General features: G+C 58.6%; 16 protein-coding genes. 9 read left to right on the forward strand and 7 right to left on the reverse strand.

Features of this window, described 5'->3' with window-relative positions:
- Positions 1 to 246: 246 nt before the first annotated feature.
- The 3 genes from ACQR35_RS13095 to ACQR35_RS13105 all read right to left on the reverse strand — a co-directional run bounded on the left by ACQR35_RS13095 (position 247) and on the right by ACQR35_RS13105 (position 3,169).
- The gene (locus tag ACQR35_RS13095) at positions 247 to 2,511 is read right to left on the reverse strand and encodes a heavy metal translocating P-type ATPase (protein ID WP_430270306.1); all 2,265 of its coding nucleotides are present in this window, start codon (positions 2,509 to 2,511) and stop codon (positions 247 to 249) included.
- A 63-nt stretch (positions 2,512 to 2,574) separates the two neighbouring features.
- Positions 2,575 to 2,814 carry a heavy-metal-associated domain-containing protein gene (locus ACQR35_RS13100; RefSeq protein WP_430268693.1) on the reverse strand — a complete coding sequence of 80 codons (240 nt, stop codon included), beginning with the start codon at positions 2,812 to 2,814 and terminating at the stop codon, positions 2,575 to 2,577.
- A 37-nt stretch (positions 2,815 to 2,851) separates the two neighbouring features.
- On the reverse strand, positions 2,852 to 3,169 hold the full coding sequence (locus tag ACQR35_RS13105; protein ID WP_430270307.1) for a metal-sensitive transcriptional regulator: 318 nt from the start codon (positions 3,167 to 3,169) through the stop codon (positions 2,852 to 2,854).
- Positions 3,170 to 3,431: 262 nt separating this feature from the next.
- Here ACQR35_RS13105 and ACQR35_RS13110 point away from each other — a divergent pair, with 262 nt between their 5' ends.
- Positions 3,432 to 4,586, forward strand: coding sequence for a WD40/YVTN/BNR-like repeat-containing protein (locus ACQR35_RS13110; RefSeq protein WP_430270308.1), 1,155 nt, complete (start codon positions 3,432 to 3,434; stop codon positions 4,584 to 4,586).
- On the forward strand, positions 4,583 to 4,897 hold the full coding sequence (locus ACQR35_RS13115) for a MoaD/ThiS family protein (RefSeq protein WP_430268690.1): 315 nt from the start codon (positions 4,583 to 4,585) through the stop codon (positions 4,895 to 4,897). Before ACQR35_RS13110 ends, ACQR35_RS13115 begins: the two co-directional genes overlap by 4 nt.
- 20 nt (positions 4,898 to 4,917) lie before the next feature.
- On the opposite strand, the gene ACQR35_RS13120 is transcribed toward ACQR35_RS13115, so the two are convergent.
- Positions 4,918 to 5,154 (reverse strand): hypothetical protein, encoded by a 237-nt coding sequence (locus tag ACQR35_RS13120; protein WP_430268689.1) that lies wholly within the window; start codon positions 5,152 to 5,154, stop codon positions 4,918 to 4,920.
- A gap of 195 nt (positions 5,155 to 5,349) precedes the next feature.
- Here ACQR35_RS13120 and ACQR35_RS13125 point away from each other — a divergent pair, with 195 nt between their 5' ends.
- Positions 5,350 to 6,270: a diacylglycerol/lipid kinase family protein gene (locus ACQR35_RS13125; protein WP_430270309.1), complete on the forward strand. Its 921-nt coding sequence runs from the start codon at positions 5,350 to 5,352 to the stop codon at positions 6,268 to 6,270.
- Positions 6,271 to 6,330: 60 nt separating this feature from the next.
- Here ACQR35_RS13125 and ACQR35_RS13130 read toward each other — a convergent pair whose 3' ends face one another.
- Positions 6,331 to 7,152 (reverse strand): amino acid-binding protein, encoded by an 822-nt coding sequence (locus ACQR35_RS13130; protein ID WP_430270310.1) that lies wholly within the window; start codon positions 7,150 to 7,152, stop codon positions 6,331 to 6,333.
- Between the two features lie 99 nt (positions 7,153 to 7,251).
- On the reverse strand, positions 7,252 to 8,694 hold the full coding sequence (gene purB, locus ACQR35_RS13135; RefSeq protein ID WP_430270311.1) for an adenylosuccinate lyase: 1,443 nt from the start codon (positions 8,692 to 8,694) through the stop codon (positions 7,252 to 7,254).
- Positions 8,695 to 8,884: 190 nt separating this feature from the next.
- On the opposite strand from purB, the gene ACQR35_RS13140 reads away from it, so the two are divergent.
- The 3 genes from ACQR35_RS13140 to map all read left to right on the forward strand — a co-directional run bounded on the left by ACQR35_RS13140 (position 8,885) and on the right by map (position 11,623).
- Positions 8,885 to 9,217, forward strand: a complete 333-nt coding sequence (locus ACQR35_RS13140; RefSeq protein ID WP_430270312.1) for a hypothetical protein — start codon at positions 8,885 to 8,887, stop codon at positions 9,215 to 9,217.
- Positions 9,214 to 10,779 carry a hypothetical protein gene (locus ACQR35_RS13145; RefSeq protein WP_430270313.1) on the forward strand — a complete coding sequence of 522 codons (1,566 nt, stop codon included), beginning with the start codon at positions 9,214 to 9,216 and terminating at the stop codon, positions 10,777 to 10,779. The genes ACQR35_RS13140 and ACQR35_RS13145 overlap by 4 nt, the downstream gene beginning before the upstream one ends.
- Positions 10,780 to 10,852: 73 nt before the next feature.
- Positions 10,853 to 11,623, forward strand: a complete 771-nt coding sequence (gene map / locus ACQR35_RS13150) for a type I methionyl aminopeptidase (RefSeq protein WP_430270314.1) — start codon at positions 10,853 to 10,855, stop codon at positions 11,621 to 11,623.
- A gap of 3 nt (positions 11,624 to 11,626) precedes the next feature.
- Here the strand turns inward: map and ACQR35_RS13155 are convergent, their stop codons facing one another.
- Complete coding sequence (locus ACQR35_RS13155) at positions 11,627 to 12,061, reverse strand: phage holin family protein (protein ID WP_430268683.1); 435 nt, start codon at positions 12,059 to 12,061, stop codon at positions 11,627 to 11,629.
- A gap of 72 nt (positions 12,062 to 12,133) precedes the next feature.
- Between ACQR35_RS13155 and hisC the strand changes: the two genes are divergently transcribed.
- From hisC to ACQR35_RS13170, 3 genes are all read left to right on the forward strand, one after another.
- Complete coding sequence (gene hisC, locus ACQR35_RS13160) at positions 12,134 to 13,270, forward strand: histidinol-phosphate transaminase (protein ID WP_430270315.1); 1,137 nt, start codon at positions 12,134 to 12,136, stop codon at positions 13,268 to 13,270.
- A gap of 141 nt (positions 13,271 to 13,411) precedes the next feature.
- Positions 13,412 to 14,641 carry a pyruvate dehydrogenase (acetyl-transferring) E1 component subunit alpha gene (gene pdhA, locus ACQR35_RS13165; protein WP_430268681.1) on the forward strand — a complete coding sequence of 410 codons (1,230 nt, stop codon included), beginning with the start codon at positions 13,412 to 13,414 and terminating at the stop codon, positions 14,639 to 14,641.
- Entirely contained in the window at positions 14,638 to 15,618 is a 981-nt protein-coding gene (locus ACQR35_RS13170) for an alpha-ketoacid dehydrogenase subunit beta (RefSeq protein ID WP_430268680.1), read from the forward strand. The genes pdhA and ACQR35_RS13170 overlap by 4 nt, the downstream gene beginning before the upstream one ends.
- The last annotated feature ends 63 nt before the right edge of the window (positions 15,619 to 15,681 follow it).

Consider the following 15,681-nt stretch of genomic DNA (forward strand, 5'->3'; position numbering starts at 1 on the left):
CTGCAGCTTCGTACCGAGAGTCTTGAGCTGAGCAATATCTGCACCCCAAATAGCCATAACATTCACTCCTTCATCATCTGCGGAACCGAACTTTTCCTGCCGGTATCCCCCATATACGGTTCCCGGCGATTTCCGGAAGAACCATTACCTAAAACCTACCCACAGCCCCACACACTGTCGATGGGAACCACTACCCATACACAACAACCCATCACCCAGGTGACTAGTGAGTTGGTGTGGCAGGGGCTACTTTCCGAAGCTGCGCAGCCTCAGCGAGTTGGCCACCACCAGTACAGAGCTCGCGGCCATTGCTGCGCCCGCGATCATCGGATTCAGTAAACCTAGTGCGGCCACAGGGATGCCGATCGCGTTGTAGAAGAACGCCCAGAACAGGTTGGTTTTGATGGTCTTGAGCGTTGCCCGGGACAGCTCTATGGCTGTGACCACTTGGTTGAGGTCGCTGCCCATTACTGTCAGATCGGCAGCTTCCATGGCAACGTCAGTTCCTGAACCCATGGCGATGCCCAGATCCGCTTGCGCCAAAGCTGCTGCGTCATTTACGCCGTCACCGGCCATGGCCACAATCGCGCCGGCTTCCTGCAGTTTCCGTACGGCAGCGACTTTCCCGGCAGGTTGCACACCAGCAAAAACATCATGCGGGTCAATGCCTACAGCCGCGGCAACTTGCTCGGCCGCACCCTGGTTGTCACCCGTAAGCAAAACTGGCCGCAATCCCAGTTCCTTGAGCTTGGCAATCGCCGCTACCGAACCAGGCTTAAGCGAATCACGAAGCACAATCACGCCCACCGCAACGCCGTCAGCCGCCACCACAATTGCTGTACCGCCACTGGCCTCAGCGTCAGCAACTGCCTCTTGAGCTGTGGAAACGTCCACGCCCTGTTCAAGGAGCCAGCCGGAACGCCCAGCCAAAACTGGAGCTCCGGAGACGTTTCCAGAGACTCCGCCGCCGGGAGCGGAATTAAAGTTTTCAACGCTAGCCAACCCGCCGGCGTCGTCCGTTTTTCCTAGGCCCGAACCACTGCGCGCTGCGGCAGTTATGGCCTGCGCGAGCGGGTGTTCGGAGGCGGCCTCAAGGGCCCCAGCGAGCATCAACACTGAGCGCGAGGTGTGGTCAGTCATCGGAAGAACTGACTCTACGGATAGCTGTCCGCTGGTCACGGTGCCGGTTTTGTCCAACACAATGGTGTCTACGGTGCGGGTGTCCTCAAGAACTTGCGGGCCCTTGATCAGAATGCCCAATTGCGCACCACGGCCGGTCCCGGTCAGCAAACCAACCGGTGTGGCCAAACCAAGTGCGCACGGGCAGGCAATCACCAAAACCGCGACGGCGGCAGTCACCGCAGCATTGAGGCCTCCACCAAAAGTGAGCCAGAGAACAAACGTCAACACGGCCAAACCCAAAACAACTGGGACAAAAACTCCGGAAATCTTATCCGCGAGCCGGGCAATCGGGGCCTTGCCGGTCTGTGCTTGAGAAACCAGCCGCCCCATCTGCGCCAAGGTGGTTTCGCTACCAACCCGAGTAGCACGGACTAGGAGCCTGCCCGAGGTGTTGATGGTGGCGCCCGTAACCGCATCGCCAGGGCCGGTTTCGCGGGGCAGTGACTCGCCAGTGACCAAGGAGGTGTCAACGGCCGAGTTTCCCCCGACCACCACTCCGTCGGTGGCGATTTTGGTGCCCGGTTTGACCACAAAAACGTCCCCGGGAATCAGCTCGCTAGCCGGAATGCTCAGCTCTTGACCATCTCGGAGAACCAGCGCGTCCTTGGCCCCAAGGCTCAACAGGGTTTTGAGAGCATCACCTGCCTGGGCCTTTGCTTTCGCTTCAAGGAAGCGGCCCAGCAGCAGAAACGTGGTGACCACTGCGGCCACTTCGAAGTACAGTCCACCGGCCATGGAACTCATCTCGGAGGATGCAGTCATGGTGGGGTGCGCGATGAGCTGAACGGCAGAGTATAGGTACGCAGCAATCACACCAATAGAAACAAGTGTGTCCATGGTGGAAGCTAGGTGGCGGGCGTTGATAGCAGCGGCACGGTGGAACGGCCAAGCGGACCACGTCACCACCGGAAGTGCCAGAATCGCCACAACCCAGCCCCAGTTGGGGAAATGCAGCGGCTCAATCATGGAGATTAGGAACACCGGCACGGTCAGGATGATGGCCAGAATTAGCCGCGGCTTAATGACATTTGCCGCCGGGCCGTGGGTCATGTGGTCGGTGTGGTTGTGCTCGTGATGATCTTCCGGCTGGGCGCGAAGGCGGGCTTTGTACCCAGCGGCGGCAACGACGTCGAGAAGTTCTTGGTCACTGACTGACTCCGGAACGCTCACGTGGGCGGACTCCAGCGGGAGGTTGACTGTGGCCTCAACGCCCTCGATTTTGCCGAGTTTTCGCTCCACACGGTTCACGCATGAAGCGCAGGTCATACCTTCGATATCCAGCTCCACAATGCGTGGGGCGCTGGTGTGATGGATGCTGTGCTGTGTCACTGCTGCCTCTCCGTGCGCTGGTTCCAGCGCATTGCCGGGCCACGAGAATGTGGGCCCGTGCGGTTATGCGTTGTTGTTCACCATGAGGTAACCGGCCTCGGCGATTGATTCTCCGAGTTCTTCGGTGGCGACTTGGCGAGTGGAGCCGATGGTCACTGTGGATGTTCCGCCGGCGTTCAGGTCAACCGAAACGGATTCGACGCCGTCAATCGCTTCGAGTTCTTCGGTCACGGAAGAGACGCAGTGACCGCAGGTCATGCCGGAAACGTCAACAGTGGTGGTGAAGGGGAAAGCGGTGCTCATGGTGTGCTCCTGTGTTGGTGGGTGTGTAAAAGCTGGGTTAGCGCAACAATCGGCCAATGGCCTCAGTGGCTTCTTTGACTTTGGCGTCAATGTTTTGGGCGCGAAGTTCGGGGTCTGGCTCGGAGGCGGCACCCACCACGCAGTGACCAATGTGCTCTTCAACTAAGCCCAGGCTGACCGCGTGCAGGGCTTTATTGACGGCTGCCACTTGGGTCAGGATGTCGATGCAGTACTGGTCCTCGTCCACCATGCGAGATATCCCGCGAACCTGCCCCTCAATGCGTTTGAGTCGCTTGAGGTAGGCGTCCTTGTTGGAGTGGTAGCCGTGAGTGGTTGTGGTGGTGCTGCTGTCCATAAGATCAATGTATACCCCAGGGGGGTATATGGCAAGTGTCTTCGAGGCACAAAAAAGCTCCAGAGTGCGTTATTGGGGGATACGCACTCTGGAGCAGCTTTTGGGGCAGGTCCTATGTCTCCCTGCTGAAACGAGCCTACTGTGTGATGACACGTTTCACCAGTAGGAATTGAAACTACTTTAACTTTATTTTCTCGAGCCTCCAGTGAGCCGGTTTCCGGCAACCATTGCTACATCGCCCGCAAGGTGGTTCCATGGCCTCATGGCCATTCAGGATGAACTGGAAACAGGCGATCAGCAGCAATACCTCCTAGCAATTGGCACCAAAAAGGGCTTGTGGCTTGCCACAAGCCCGGACCGGCGCGCGTGGACGCTTGACGGCCCACACTTTTTTATGAGCGAAGTCCCCAGTATCGGCATCGACGCTAGGGGGCGGAAGACCCGCCTGATGGTGGGCATCCGATCCGAACACTGGGGCCCCACAGTGGCCCACTCTGACGACCTCGGTGTCACATGGACCGAGCCAGAAAACGGGGCAATAACTTTCCCACCGGACACCGAAGCTGCAGTGGAACGAATCTGGCAGTTGTACCCTGACTCCGACGCCCGGCCAGGCGTGGTGTGGGCCGGCGTCGAACCTATCTCGGTGTGGAAATCGACTGACGGCGGCGAACATTTTGAACTCAACCGCGGACTCTGGAACCACCCCCATCGTACGGACTGGGGCGAAGGTTTTGGCGGTGGTGCCGTCCACTCAGTAGTGGTGGCTCCGGACGGTCAAAACGTGCACGTGGCGATGAGCACCGGTGGCGTGTACCGCTCCCTAGACGCGGGGGAAACGTGGGAAGCCAAGAACAAGGGTATCTCCGCATACTTCAACCCGGACCCGTATCCAGAATTCGGCCAATGCGTCCACAAGATTGCCGCCGATCCACAAGTTCTAGGCCGCCTCTACGCCCAAAATCACCACGGCGTCTACCGTACTGATGACAACGCAGATTCTTGGGTCTCCATTGCCGAAGGGCTTCCCGCCGACTTCGGATTTGTTATGCTCACCCACCCCACGCGCGCTGGCACAGCGTGGGTAGTGCCCATCAAAGCTGACGGCGAACGCATCCCACCAGAGGGAAAACTGGCCGTCCACCGCACCGACGACGCTGGCGCAACCTGGAAAAGGCTCGACGACGGTCTGCCGGACTTTGAATACAACGTGGTGTTGCGTGATGCCGCCGCGGTAGACAGTGGGGGTTCAAACGTCGGGGAAAAGGTGGGCGTCTACCTAGGCACACGCGGCGGCTCGGTCTACGGAAGCGCTGACGAAGGAGAAACGTTCACTGAGATTGCCTCACACCTACCGGACGTCTTGTGTGTCCGCGCCGCCAAAGTTCCCGTGGCCGTTCCGCACACCAAACCATGACAGAAACTCACGTGGAATTCACGGTTCGCTTGCCCAGCATGTTGCACCAACTGGCCCAAGGACAGTCCGAACTAACAGTTGAAATAGCCCCAGAGCTGGAAAACCAGGCCGTTTCTGTGGCCCGAATTCTGGACGCTGTAACGGCGCAATACTCTGTGCTGGGGAGGCGGCTGCGGGACGAAACCGGAGCTCAACGCCGCCACGTGAATATCTACGTGGACGGCGAAGAAATCCGGCGTCTCAACGGCTTGGCCACCGAAGTGACCGCCGTCAGGGAGATTGTAATAATCCAGTCAGTGGCTGGCGGTTGACGCGGCAGCCGCTACTGGGTTCAAGCCACTCGCCATAGGCTGCACTCCTCGGCATTGATGACTTTGCGTGCGCCGGTTTCTTGTTCCCGAATCCACACAACGCCGATCCCCGGTGCTGTTTCTTGGACACGGCCTCGGCGGATCACCACGTCATCAAAGTGCGGTCCAACGAACACACGCGCTTCAATCTCGTCACCTCGGCGCAATTGATCGATGCGCCGAACCCGGGTGGAACTGTGGCTGACTTCCTTAAGCATCGGATCCTCCTGACCAAGCGTTACTACCGAACAAACTGCTGGTACAACCAGTCTGAAACTGCATTGTTGCGTCTGCGTTTCGCGCCGGTAATTGCTGTGTAAGAGGTCCGAGTAGCGCCGCCTCGCCGATTGGTAGCCAGCCGCGCGGTAGTCTCAACATCAAGACACCGCACCGTTCCAACCGCCGAGGACACCATGACCGCCAAACGCGCAGCCATTATTATCAACCCGTCAAAATCCACCGACGTGGACTTCCGCGCTGTCCTTGAAACGGAGTCGAAGGAAAATGGCTGGGCCGAACCGCTTTGGCTGGAAACTACCGTGGATGACCCGGGTGTTGGAATGGCGCGTGAAGCGCTTAAGGCCGGGGCCGACGTCGTACTGGCAGCTGGCGGTGACGGCACCGTACGCTGTGTGGCCGAAGTATTGGCTGGCACCGGGATAGCCATGACAGTCATACCGCTGGGCACGGGAAACCTACTCGCCCGCAACTTGGGCATCAATCTAGCTGACCCAGAAGGCGCAGTCCGTTCGGCTTTCGGATCCACCGAGCGCAGCATCGACGCCGTTGAGATAGTGCTTGACCACTCCCAGGACAAACAAATCTACGCTGTGATGGCAGGCCTGGGCTTCGACGCAACGATTATGGCGGACACCGACTCGGACCTCAAGGACAAGGTGGGTTTCTTGGCCTATGTAGACGCCGGCCTGCGGAACCTGCAAGGGGAACCGGTCAAAGCGAAAATCCACATCGACGGCGGCCACACCATCCGCCGCCGGGTGCGCAGCGTGATGGGCGGCAACTGCGGCCGCGTCCAGGGCGGACTTGAAGTTTTCCCTGGCGCAAAAATCGACGACGGCGTACTGGACTTGATGGTGATGGCGCCCAGCGGCGCCTTTGGCTGGGTGGCGGTGGTGGCCGGTATAGCTGGACGAATATTTGGCCGCAGTAGAGCCGCGAATCCTGCCGTGGAGTACTACACCGGAACCCGTGTGGAAATTGAGGTAGAAAAGCCCCAAGACATTCAGCTGGACGGCGATCACGTTGGCGAGGCGAGTCACGTCCAAATGACACTGCTACCAAACGCGCTCAAGATCCGCGGCGAGTTCTCCTGAAAGGCCACGCTGCCTCCTCCGTAGCGGCTTCCTAGGTGGAGGCATCGTACTGCGAGTCCCTCAGTTGAGGGTGGCGAGTTCGGTGCGTTCTGCCAGTTCGGCCAGCCGGTGAGCCCTAGCTGACTCGGCAGGGGTAAACGGCTCACCAGGCCTACTGAGGACCAATGGCGGCCCAAAGGCTGTAGGCAATTTCATCACACATGCCTCCTCGCCCGGGTATCGCTCGCCGTCGGGTAATCCCAGCTTGGCCCGGAGCAGTTCCGCAACAGCTAGGCCCAGCTCCGCCGGACGTTCACTGACTCTGATTGCAAGACTCAAAGCCATTGTTTGCCCGTCGGCGAGAGCCAACGCGGTGGTGGGCCACAGGGCTGGACCGGTGCCGCCGCCCTCGCTCAAATACTGCAAGATCTTCCGCTCGGACAACTCGGCGGGGGCCGAAAGAACTAGCTCGTCCATCACTGCACCGCTGAGCTGATGGACGTGGATGCTCAGAATATTAACGTCATGCCGGGCCAGCTCGTGAGTCACGGACTCGAGGGCGCCGGGCTCATCCCGCAGTACCACGCGGGCGCGCCACAGGGATGCAGAACTGTGCAGTCGCCGTCGCTTTTTCAGCGCTGGAGCGTGCAACCAGCGCTGAAGAATACGGGCAGCCGAAGGCTCAGCCACCCAGATCACCAACACTGTGGCCGTGAGCGTCAAAACCAAAACTTTCAACACGTACGGCAGATGGGATTCCACCACTACGGCGTGCACCACTAGCTCAATAGGCAGCATGGCGGCGATGTTGGCCACAGTCAGCCGTGCCTTAGGCGGTTCAGGGAGCCTGCCACACACCTCGCACGCAAGCTCATGACTTGGACCAGTTGCAGAATGATTCATCACTCCATGCTGGCGTGCTGTTGTTTCGGGCCAGTTTCCCGCTCAGTGCAACAAGGAAAACTCTGCGTTTCACCGAATCGTGTTGTCTTGCAGCCGAGGTTACTTGAGGTGGTCCACCAGGGCGTCAGCAATACCTGTGTAAAGGCCCGGCGTCAATGCGAGCAAACGCTCCTGCGCCTCCGGGCTCAAGCCCAAACCTGACACAAATTCTTGCATCCGGGCGCCATCAACGCGCTGACCACGAGTGAGGTCCTTGAGGCGCTCGTACGGGTTCTCCATGCCCTCAACACCGGCGATAGCCTCGGCGCGCATCACCATCTGAATGGCTTCGCCCAAAACTTCCCAGTTCTGATCCAGGTCCGCGGCCAGAACCTCCTCCGCCACGTCCAGACGCTCCAGACCCTTAGAAACGTTGGAAATAGCCAGGAGAGAGTGACCAAAAGCCACACCGATGTTGCGCTGGCTCGAGGAGTCAGTGAGGTCACGTTGCCAGCGGGACGTCACCAAAGTTGCGCCTAGAGTGTCCAGCAAACCGTTGGAGATCTCCAAGTTTGCCTCGGCGTTTTCGAAGCGGATCGGGTTCACCTTGTGCGGCATGGTGGAGGACCCAGTGGCACCAGCAACCGGAATCTGGCGGAAGTAGCCGATGGAAATGTAGCTCCAAATGTCCGTGCACACGTTGTGCAGGATGCGGTTGAAACGGGCTATATCGGCGTACAGCTCTGCCTGCCAGTCATGGCTTTCAATCTGAGTGGTCAACGGGTTCCACGTCAGGCCCAGACCTTCAACAAATCCCTTGCCAACGCTCTGCCAATCGGCGCTCGGAACTGCAGCCACGTGGGCTGCATAGGTGCCGGTGGCACCGTTGATTTTGCCCAAGTATTCGGTCTTGGAAATGCGCTCCAGCTGGCGGGTCAAACGGTGCGCAGTAACGGCGAGCTCTTTCCCCAAAGTGGTGGGGGTGGCTGGCTGACCGTGGGTGCGGGAAAGCATGGGGACATCGCGGTTGTCGCGGGCCATGGTGCTGATTTGGGCTACCAGCGCGCGGGCTGCCGGCAACCAAACGCTCTCCACGGCGCCCTTGATGCCCAGGGCGTAGGAGAGGTTGTTGATGTCTTCTGAGGTGCATCCAAAGTGCACCAGTGCTGTCAGGTTCTCGATGCCGATTGCCGGCAGGCGGCGGCCAATGTAGTACTCAACAGCCTTGACGTCGTGAACTGTTACGGCTTCGATCTCGGCTAGCTCTTTGACGGAGGCGGCATCGAATTCAGTGACGATTGCGCGCAATTTTTCCTGCTGCTCGGCGCTCAGTGGTGTGGTCCCGGGCAGAACGTTGTTGCTGGTCAGGTGAATGAGCCATTCAACTTCAACGGCAACGCGGTCGCGGTTCAGCGCCGCCTCGGACAGGTAGTCAACCAAAGGCGCGACGGCGGACTGGTAGCGGCCGTCTAGCGGCCCCAAAGCAATTTGCTCCGAAGCGTTGGCGAGGGCCAAACGGCCGGAGGGCGTACGGGACACAGCTGTGGCGGCAGATTCAGGCATAGGGCAATTCTTTCACGAACTTTGCCTACCGGCAGGTTGTGCTGAATTGCGTGACTTTTCCTCCACATAAGCAATATCGCCAAGTTGTCCACATAGTTGTTCTGGGCCCATCGCTAGCCGCCCAGTTTCAGTAGCGTCGAGGATGTGGAAAGCGGGCATTAGGTACTTGTACGTTGGGAGGCGGTAGGCAATGAGTGAACATGGTTTCGACCCGTCGCTGCAGTGTGCGGTGGGCGGGGCGAGTGTGGAAGAGCGGGCGGCCGATCTTGCTGCAGTTATTGAATTACTTAAGGCGGATGCGGTGGCCGTTGAGGACATCAGAGACAGAGTTCTCGCAGCCGGAGTCGCGGAGTGGAAATCCATTGCAGGTGAGGCTTTTCGCGATTGTGTACACCGCCGAGCCGGGGAACTGCGCTACGCCGCAGAGGACTTACGTGCGGCTGCGGTCTGGCTACAAAATTTTGAGCCAGGCAACGGGCGTGCGGGCTCGAGTAGGTCCGCGCTATCGAGCGGCTTCCGGTGAACGAGGACGACTCGCCTGGGGCGCACTATTCGGTGAACGGGCGTAGGTATGGTGGGAGCCACGTACGGATTGAGGATCTGCGCCGTAGCGCGGCGGCATTTCGAGAGAGCGCTGACCTCTTGGACTACCGCAGCATGGCCATCCGTCAGCATGGAAACCGGCTGAGGTACAGCTCCAATGCATGGGGCATGGGTGTGGGGCTGGACTTGGGGTTGGGTGTTGTGGGCGGACTTGCTGCAGCTGATGAGGCTGGCCAAAAGCTTGTTCGGTTAGGTTCAACTCTGCGGGAAATGGCTCGAGAAGCTGACAGCTCGGCCACAAGGTATCAAGAAGCTGATGCTCTGGCCGTGTCGCAGCCAGGAATCGGCCTAGCGGCCCAAGGGTTAGTGGCGGGGGTGCCGAGCATAACGGTTGCTGCCTTAGGACCAGTTGGTGGGTATGTCTGGGACTGGGCTGGTAAGGCGAGTGGTTTAACCGGAGTTGAACGGTTCACGTGGATGCTCAGCTTGGGTGCACTGCTCACGGGAGCGTTTCGTGCCGGAGCTCTCGCCTACAAAAGTTCCGATTTGCCTGTGGATGATGACACCACCGGTCTAGGCACTTTGGGTTCTGCTTTCGCTGGTGTTCAACGCGCTGCTGGGGACCTTCCGCTCTCAGATGCCTCCACACCCGAAGCAGGGGTTGGGAACAAAGTCGAATCAACGGCGCCAAATTCGTCCATCATCGTGGAGAAGATCCCTCGAAAGGATGGCACGTACGCAGTGATCGTCAGCATCCCCGGGACCCAAGGGGAATTGTTGCCAGATACGTATGGTGTCCACGACTGGGAGGGGAACATTGTCGGAATGTCGCGCGGACGTGCAATGGCCCAAGTCCTTGTGGAACGAGCCCTACAGGAACAGGGAGTAACCCCAGAGGATCATGTGATTCTCAACGGTCACAGCCAAGGTGGAATCCATGCCATGGCGCTCGCGGCAGATCCGGAATTTATGGCCAAGTTTCATGTTGAAGCGGTCAACGTTGCCGGTAGCCCGGTGGCCAGATTCCATGTGCCACAGACCGTGAGTGTTCTGGCTATTGATAATACCGATGACATTGTGCCCAGTACCGATGGCCTAGCAAACCCAGTTACCCCCAATTTCACAACGGTCACCACCGATAGGTACCCGGGCAGAAGCCTGGATAACGAAGGGGCCAGGCTCAAAACCATCCAAAATGCTCATAATCTAGATAATTACGTAAGCGGTGCAGAAGTGCTAGATACCAGCACGGATCCGGCCATCGTTGAGCACCGCAAAGTGATGAACTCAATCTTGGGCCCGGATGTGCTTGCAGCCCCGGACAATGCAGACGCAGAAAATGAGACGACCGGAGTGGCCGCGGGCGGGTTGGTGGCAGGCGGGGCACTCATTGCGGGTGCGGCTGCGGGTGCGGCTGCGGGTGCGACTGTGGGTGGGACGTATGGTCGCGGTAATGGCCCCGATGTGGACGGTCGAGGTCCGGTTGCGCGGCGTCGAACCCGAACTATCTACACGGGGAGAGATCGCGGACATATGGGGTAGCCAGCCCCGCTCATGGCAACTATCGCATGGCGCGAGTACGCTGACCGGTGAACCGAACCGTGAAAGGCGCGCAATGATCGAGATCCTTAATGAGCAAGAAGTTGGCCGGGCACGAGTCACAGGTGCTCTGGTTGGCACCATTTTGCAGACCATTAAAAGCAAGTGCCAAGTAGGCACCAACCTCCTTGAAATCGATCGCTGGACCAAAGAGATGATCCTCGAAGCCGGGGCTGAGTCTTGCTACGTGGATTACGCGCCGGCCTTCGGTTCAGGACCGTTCGGTCACTATATCTGCACCTCCGTCAACGATGCAGTGCTTCATGGACTACCGCACGACTACGCGCTCGCTGACGGGGATCTCCTCACCCTTGATCTCGCAGTTCTGAAAGACGGTATCGCCGCGGATTCAGCCATCAGCTTTGTGGTTGGGGCCAACCACAAGCCAGAAGATGTTGCACTCATTGAAACCACCGAGCGGGCGCTCGCAGCCGGAATTGCCGCTGCCAAGCCTGGAGCCAAAATTGGCGACCTCGCCTACGCCATGGGCGCTGTTCTGAAAGCAGCCGGTTATCCGATCAACCTTGAATTCGGTGGTCACGGCATTGGCTCCACCATGCACCAAGATCCTCACGTTCCCAACATGGGCCGCCCAGGCCGGGGATTCGTCCTCCGCCCAGGGCTGATGATCGCCCTCGAACCGTGGGTGATGGTAGACACAGACAAGCTCGTTACAGACCCCGACGGCTGGACGCTCCGAAGCTCCACTGGGTGCCGCACCGCCCATAGTGAACACACCGTAGCGATCACCGAAACGGGTGCAGAAATTATGACGCTCGCAAACTAGCCACTAGCTCCGTTTGGTGAGTGGCTTGGTCATTCCCCCTACCACCAGTGAGATCACGCTGATGATCAGGGAAGCCAAAATTGCCGTCCAAAAGAACGCGTCGATCTGCAAATGAACAGGGGTATAGCCGCTGAGCCAAGCCGTCAGGTAAAGCATGCCCGCGTTGATAATAATGCTGAACAAACCCAGCGTAAGGACCGTGATCGGCAACGCCAGAAGCTTGATCAAAGGCCGAATCAGGGTGTTCACCAAAGCAAAAATGAGCCCGATGAACAAATAGGCCAGCACTACACCAACGGTGGCTGAGTTGTCCCCGGCACCCGCGTTCGCCGCAGCGTTGGCCGTTGCAGTGGAAGCTATTGTCAGGCCTGGCAACAGGAAACTTGCAACCCACAGCGCCAAGGAATTGATCAAGACTTTGAGGATAAAGGAGAGCATGCCTCAATGCTGGCACACAAAGCTGCAGATAAGTCAGGGAGTTCGGGCCAGCGTTCGGACTAGGCTAAGGGAATGACTTCCGAGCACACCACCACGGAAGGCGCTGCAGCTGCCGCCGCTCCGCATCCCCGCCCAGTACTGAAAACCCTTCCCGCCTACGCCGCAGGAAAACCTCCCGCACCTGTTGACGGTCTGACCAGCTACAAGCTCTCTTCCAACGAGAACCCATTACCGCCCATCCCGGCAGTATCGGCTGCAATCGCTGATTTCCAAGACTTCAACCGGTACCCGGACCCGCTCAGCACGGCGCTGCGTGAAGCACTGAGCAGTTTCTCCTCGGTCCCGGCCGAGGATATTGTCACCGGATCCGGAAGCCTAGGGGCGTTGAACCAGATTTTGGCGGCTTTTGCCGGTTCCAACGACGACGGCAAACCAGACGAAGTGATTTACGCTTGGCGCTCCTTCGAGGCCTACCCCATCTCGGTGAGTCTTGCTGGTGCCCAAAGTGTTCAAGTGCCGCTAACTTCAGACGGCCGGCACAACCTCGAGGCAATGGCAGAGGCAATTGGCGCGCACACCCGCGTGATTCTGCTATGCACCCCAAATAACCCCACCGGCCCGGTGTTGCGTGCCGAGGAGACCGAAGTTTTTATTAAGCGGGTTCCCTCGAACGTGGTTGTGGTGATTGATGAGGCGTACCAAGAATTCGTTCGTGACCCGGAAGCCGTTGATGGCCTAGAAATGTACAAGAAGTACCCCAACGTCATTGTGCTGCGGACCTTCTCCAAAGCCCACGGCTTGGCTGGTTTGCGCGTGGGTTACTCGGTGTCCCAAGCAGGAATCACCGCTCAATTGCGCAAGGCAGCCACACCTTTTGCCGTGTCTCAAATTGCCGAACGGGCAGCTATTACCTCCCTGGAAAACTACGCTGACGTTGAATGTCGGGTTCAGAGCATTGTTGACGAGCGGGAGCGTGTAGTGGACGGGCTCAAAGACCTTGGTTGGGACATTCCACAAGCCGAAGGGAACTTCGTTTGGCTCAACGTTGGGGACAATAGTGCTGAGTTTGCCGCGCTCGCTGCTGAACACGCACTGAGCGTGCGTGCCTTTGCTGGCGAAGGTGTGCGTGTGAGCATTGGTGAGCCCGAAGCAAACACCCGCTTTTTGGCGATGTGTGCCGGGTATACAAAAGCGCCGCGAGGATCCTAGCGCTTAACAACCGCTGTAAACGTGGCCTTTCCCCGCTAAAGTGAACTGCGGAAGTAATACATATTCCCCAAATGGAATGCATGCCATTTGGGGAATATATCCGGTGAAAATGCTGGTTGAAGCGGCAGGCAAGGAGACGGCATGGGTGAAGCTACGTTACCCACCACCGAGTTCGATGGTGTGGAGCAAGACAACGTCCAAGAAGCGTGGGCCCAGCAAGTCCAGGGTGGCCCGGGAGCCGGAATGATCCAGCTTTTGGATCAAGACGGTGTGCTGAAAGAGGACGCGTTCTTCTCTAGCTATGCCCAAAAACTGGATCCGGAGAAGCTTAAAGGTTTCTACCGGGACATGGCCAAGGTTCGCCGCTTCGACCAAGAAGCCACTGCCCTCCAGCGCCAAGGCCAGTTAGCCCTCTGGGTTCCGCTCACGGGACAAGAGGCTGCTCAAATCGGTTCCGGCCGCGCCACACAACCGCAGGACTATCTGTTCCCCACGTACCGCGAACACGGTGTGGCTCTCACGCGTGACGTTGACATGGCCGAACTGCTCAAGCAATTCCGTGGAATTTCCAATGGCGGTTGGGACCCTCGCGAAAACAATTTCCACCTCTACACTTTGGTCCTCGCGGCACAAACCCTGCATGCAGTTGGTTATGCCATGGGCATCCAACGCGACCAGAAACGTGGGATCACCAGCCAGACCGGGCCAGGCGCCGTCGTCGCTTATTTTGGTGACGGAGCCAGCTCTGAAGGCGACGTTCACGAATCTATGGTCTTTGCAGCGAGCTTTAACGCGCCAGTGGTTTTCTTCTGCCAGAACAACCACTGGGCTATTTCCGTTCCCACCGCCGTGCAAACTAAGGTGCCGTTGAGCCAGCGTGCCAATGGCTACGGGTTCCCGGGAATCCGGGTGGACGGAAACGATGTCATTGCCGTGCATGCTGTGACCGAGTGGGCACTTGAGCATGCTCGCCAGGGCAAGGGTCCGGTACTGATCGAAGCCTTTACCTACCGGGTTGGCGCGCACACCACGGCCGATGACCCTACCAAGTACCGCGAATCCTCCGAAGAGCAGCAGTGGCGGGCCAAAGATCCGCTGGAGCGTCTAGAAAAGTATTTGCGTGCTCAAGACTTCGCAGACGACGCCTTCTTTGAATCCGTAGCAGCAGACGGTGTGGAGCTGGCCGATTATGTCCGCAAAACCACTCTGGCCCTCGAAGGCCCGGACTTCCGCGAGTCCTTCGCCAACGCCTATGCCGAGCAGCACTCTCTGGTGGCTGAAGAACTCGCGTGGTTCCAGCAATACGAAGCCGGGTTCGCCGGCGCAGACGAGGCAACAGCCACTGACACCGCCGAAGGAGTGGCCCAGTGACCACCATGACCATTGCCAAGGCCATTACCGCGGGATTGCGTGAGGCCCTGACCAAGGACGAAACCACCCTCTTGATGGGTGAAGACATCGGAGCACTTGGTGGTGTTTACCGCGTCACTGAAGGCCTGCTCAAAGAATTCGGCCCGGACCGTGTAGTGGATTCCCCGCTGGCAGAGTCCGGAATCATCGGAACGGCCATTGGGCTGGCGCTGCGCGGCTACCGGCCCGTATGCGAGATTCAGTTCGACGGTTTTGTATTCCCCGGCTTCAACCAAATCACCACCCAGCTGGCAAAACTGCACGCACGCAGCAACGGCAACCTCACGGTTCCCGTGGTGATTCGTATCCCTTACGGTGGCGGTATTGGTTCAGTAGAACACCACTCAGAGTCTCCAGAAGCGCTCTTCGCTCACACGGCAGGGCTGCGCATCATCACCCCTTCCAACCCGCATGACGCCTACTGGATGATCCAGCAAGCCATCGACTCTCAGGATCCGGTTATTGTCTTTGAACCCAAACGCCGTTATTGGCTCAAGGGGGAAGTGGATCTTGAAAGCCCCGGTGCTTCAGCTGATCCTCACAAGGCCCACGTGCTGCGCGAAGGCACCGACGCCACAGTGGTTGCCTATGGTCCGCTGGTTCCCGTTGCGCTCGCTGCAGCCGAGGCGGCTCAGGAGGACGGCCACAGTGTGGAAGTGATCGATTTGCGATCCATTTCCCCGATCGACTTTGACACTGTGGAAGCCTCGGTCAAAAAGACCGGCCGGCTAGTGGTTGCCCATGAGGCTCCCACCTTTGGTGGTATTGGCGGAGAAATTGCCTCCCGCATTAGCGAGCGTGCATTTTTGCACCTCGAAGCTCCGGTGATCCGCGTTGGCGCATTCCACCTGCCGTATCCCGTGGCCAAGGTTGAAGAACATTACGTACCGGACATCGACAGGATCTTGGAAGCTCTTGACCGGTCCTTCAGCTACTGAGCCAGCGGTTCACCCCGCTACTCCCACCATATTTCCGAACTCGACTTTTCCCTAAAGGGCGGA

The organism is Pseudarthrobacter sp. J1738 (genome assembly GCF_050490315.1).
Taxonomy (GTDB): Bacteria; Actinomycetota; Actinomycetes; order Actinomycetales; family Micrococcaceae; genus JBNPEO01.

Bases quoted from the DNA above. Each gene is read 5' to 3' on its own strand.
- ACQR35_RS13100 (WP_430268693.1), bottom strand. From the start codon at position 2,814: ATGAGCACCGCTTTCCCCTTCACCACCACTGTTGACGTTTCCGGCATG.
- ACQR35_RS13105 (WP_430270307.1), bottom strand. From the start codon at position 3,169: ATGGACAGCAGCACCACCACAACCACTCACGGCTACCACTCCAACAAG.
- ACQR35_RS13110 (WP_430270308.1), top strand. From the start codon at position 3,432: ATGGCCATTCAGGATGAACTGGAAACAGGCGATCAGCAGCAATACCTC.
- ACQR35_RS13115 (WP_430268690.1), top strand. From the start codon at position 4,583: ATGACAGAAACTCACGTGGAATTCACGGTTCGCTTGCCCAGCATGTTG.
- ACQR35_RS13120 (WP_430268689.1), bottom strand. From the start codon at position 5,154: ATGCTTAAGGAAGTCAGCCACAGTTCCACCCGGGTTCGGCGCATCGAT.
- ACQR35_RS13125 (WP_430270309.1), top strand. From the start codon at position 5,350: ATGACCGCCAAACGCGCAGCCATTATTATCAACCCGTCAAAATCCACC.
- ACQR35_RS13130 (WP_430270310.1), bottom strand. From the start codon at position 7,152: ATGAATCATTCTGCAACTGGTCCAAGTCATGAGCTTGCGTGCGAGGTG.
- purB (WP_430270311.1), bottom strand. From the start codon at position 8,694: ATGCCTGAATCTGCCGCCACAGCTGTGTCCCGTACGCCCTCCGGCCGT.
- ACQR35_RS13140 (WP_430270312.1), top strand. From the start codon at position 8,885: ATGAGTGAACATGGTTTCGACCCGTCGCTGCAGTGTGCGGTGGGCGGG.
- map (WP_430270314.1), top strand. From the start codon at position 10,853: ATGATCGAGATCCTTAATGAGCAAGAAGTTGGCCGGGCACGAGTCACA.
- ACQR35_RS13155 (WP_430268683.1), bottom strand. From the start codon at position 12,061: ATGCTCTCCTTTATCCTCAAAGTCTTGATCAATTCCTTGGCGCTGTGG.
- hisC (WP_430270315.1), top strand. From the start codon at position 12,134: ATGACTTCCGAGCACACCACCACGGAAGGCGCTGCAGCTGCCGCCGCT.
- pdhA (WP_430268681.1), top strand. From the start codon at position 13,412: ATGGGTGAAGCTACGTTACCCACCACCGAGTTCGATGGTGTGGAGCAA.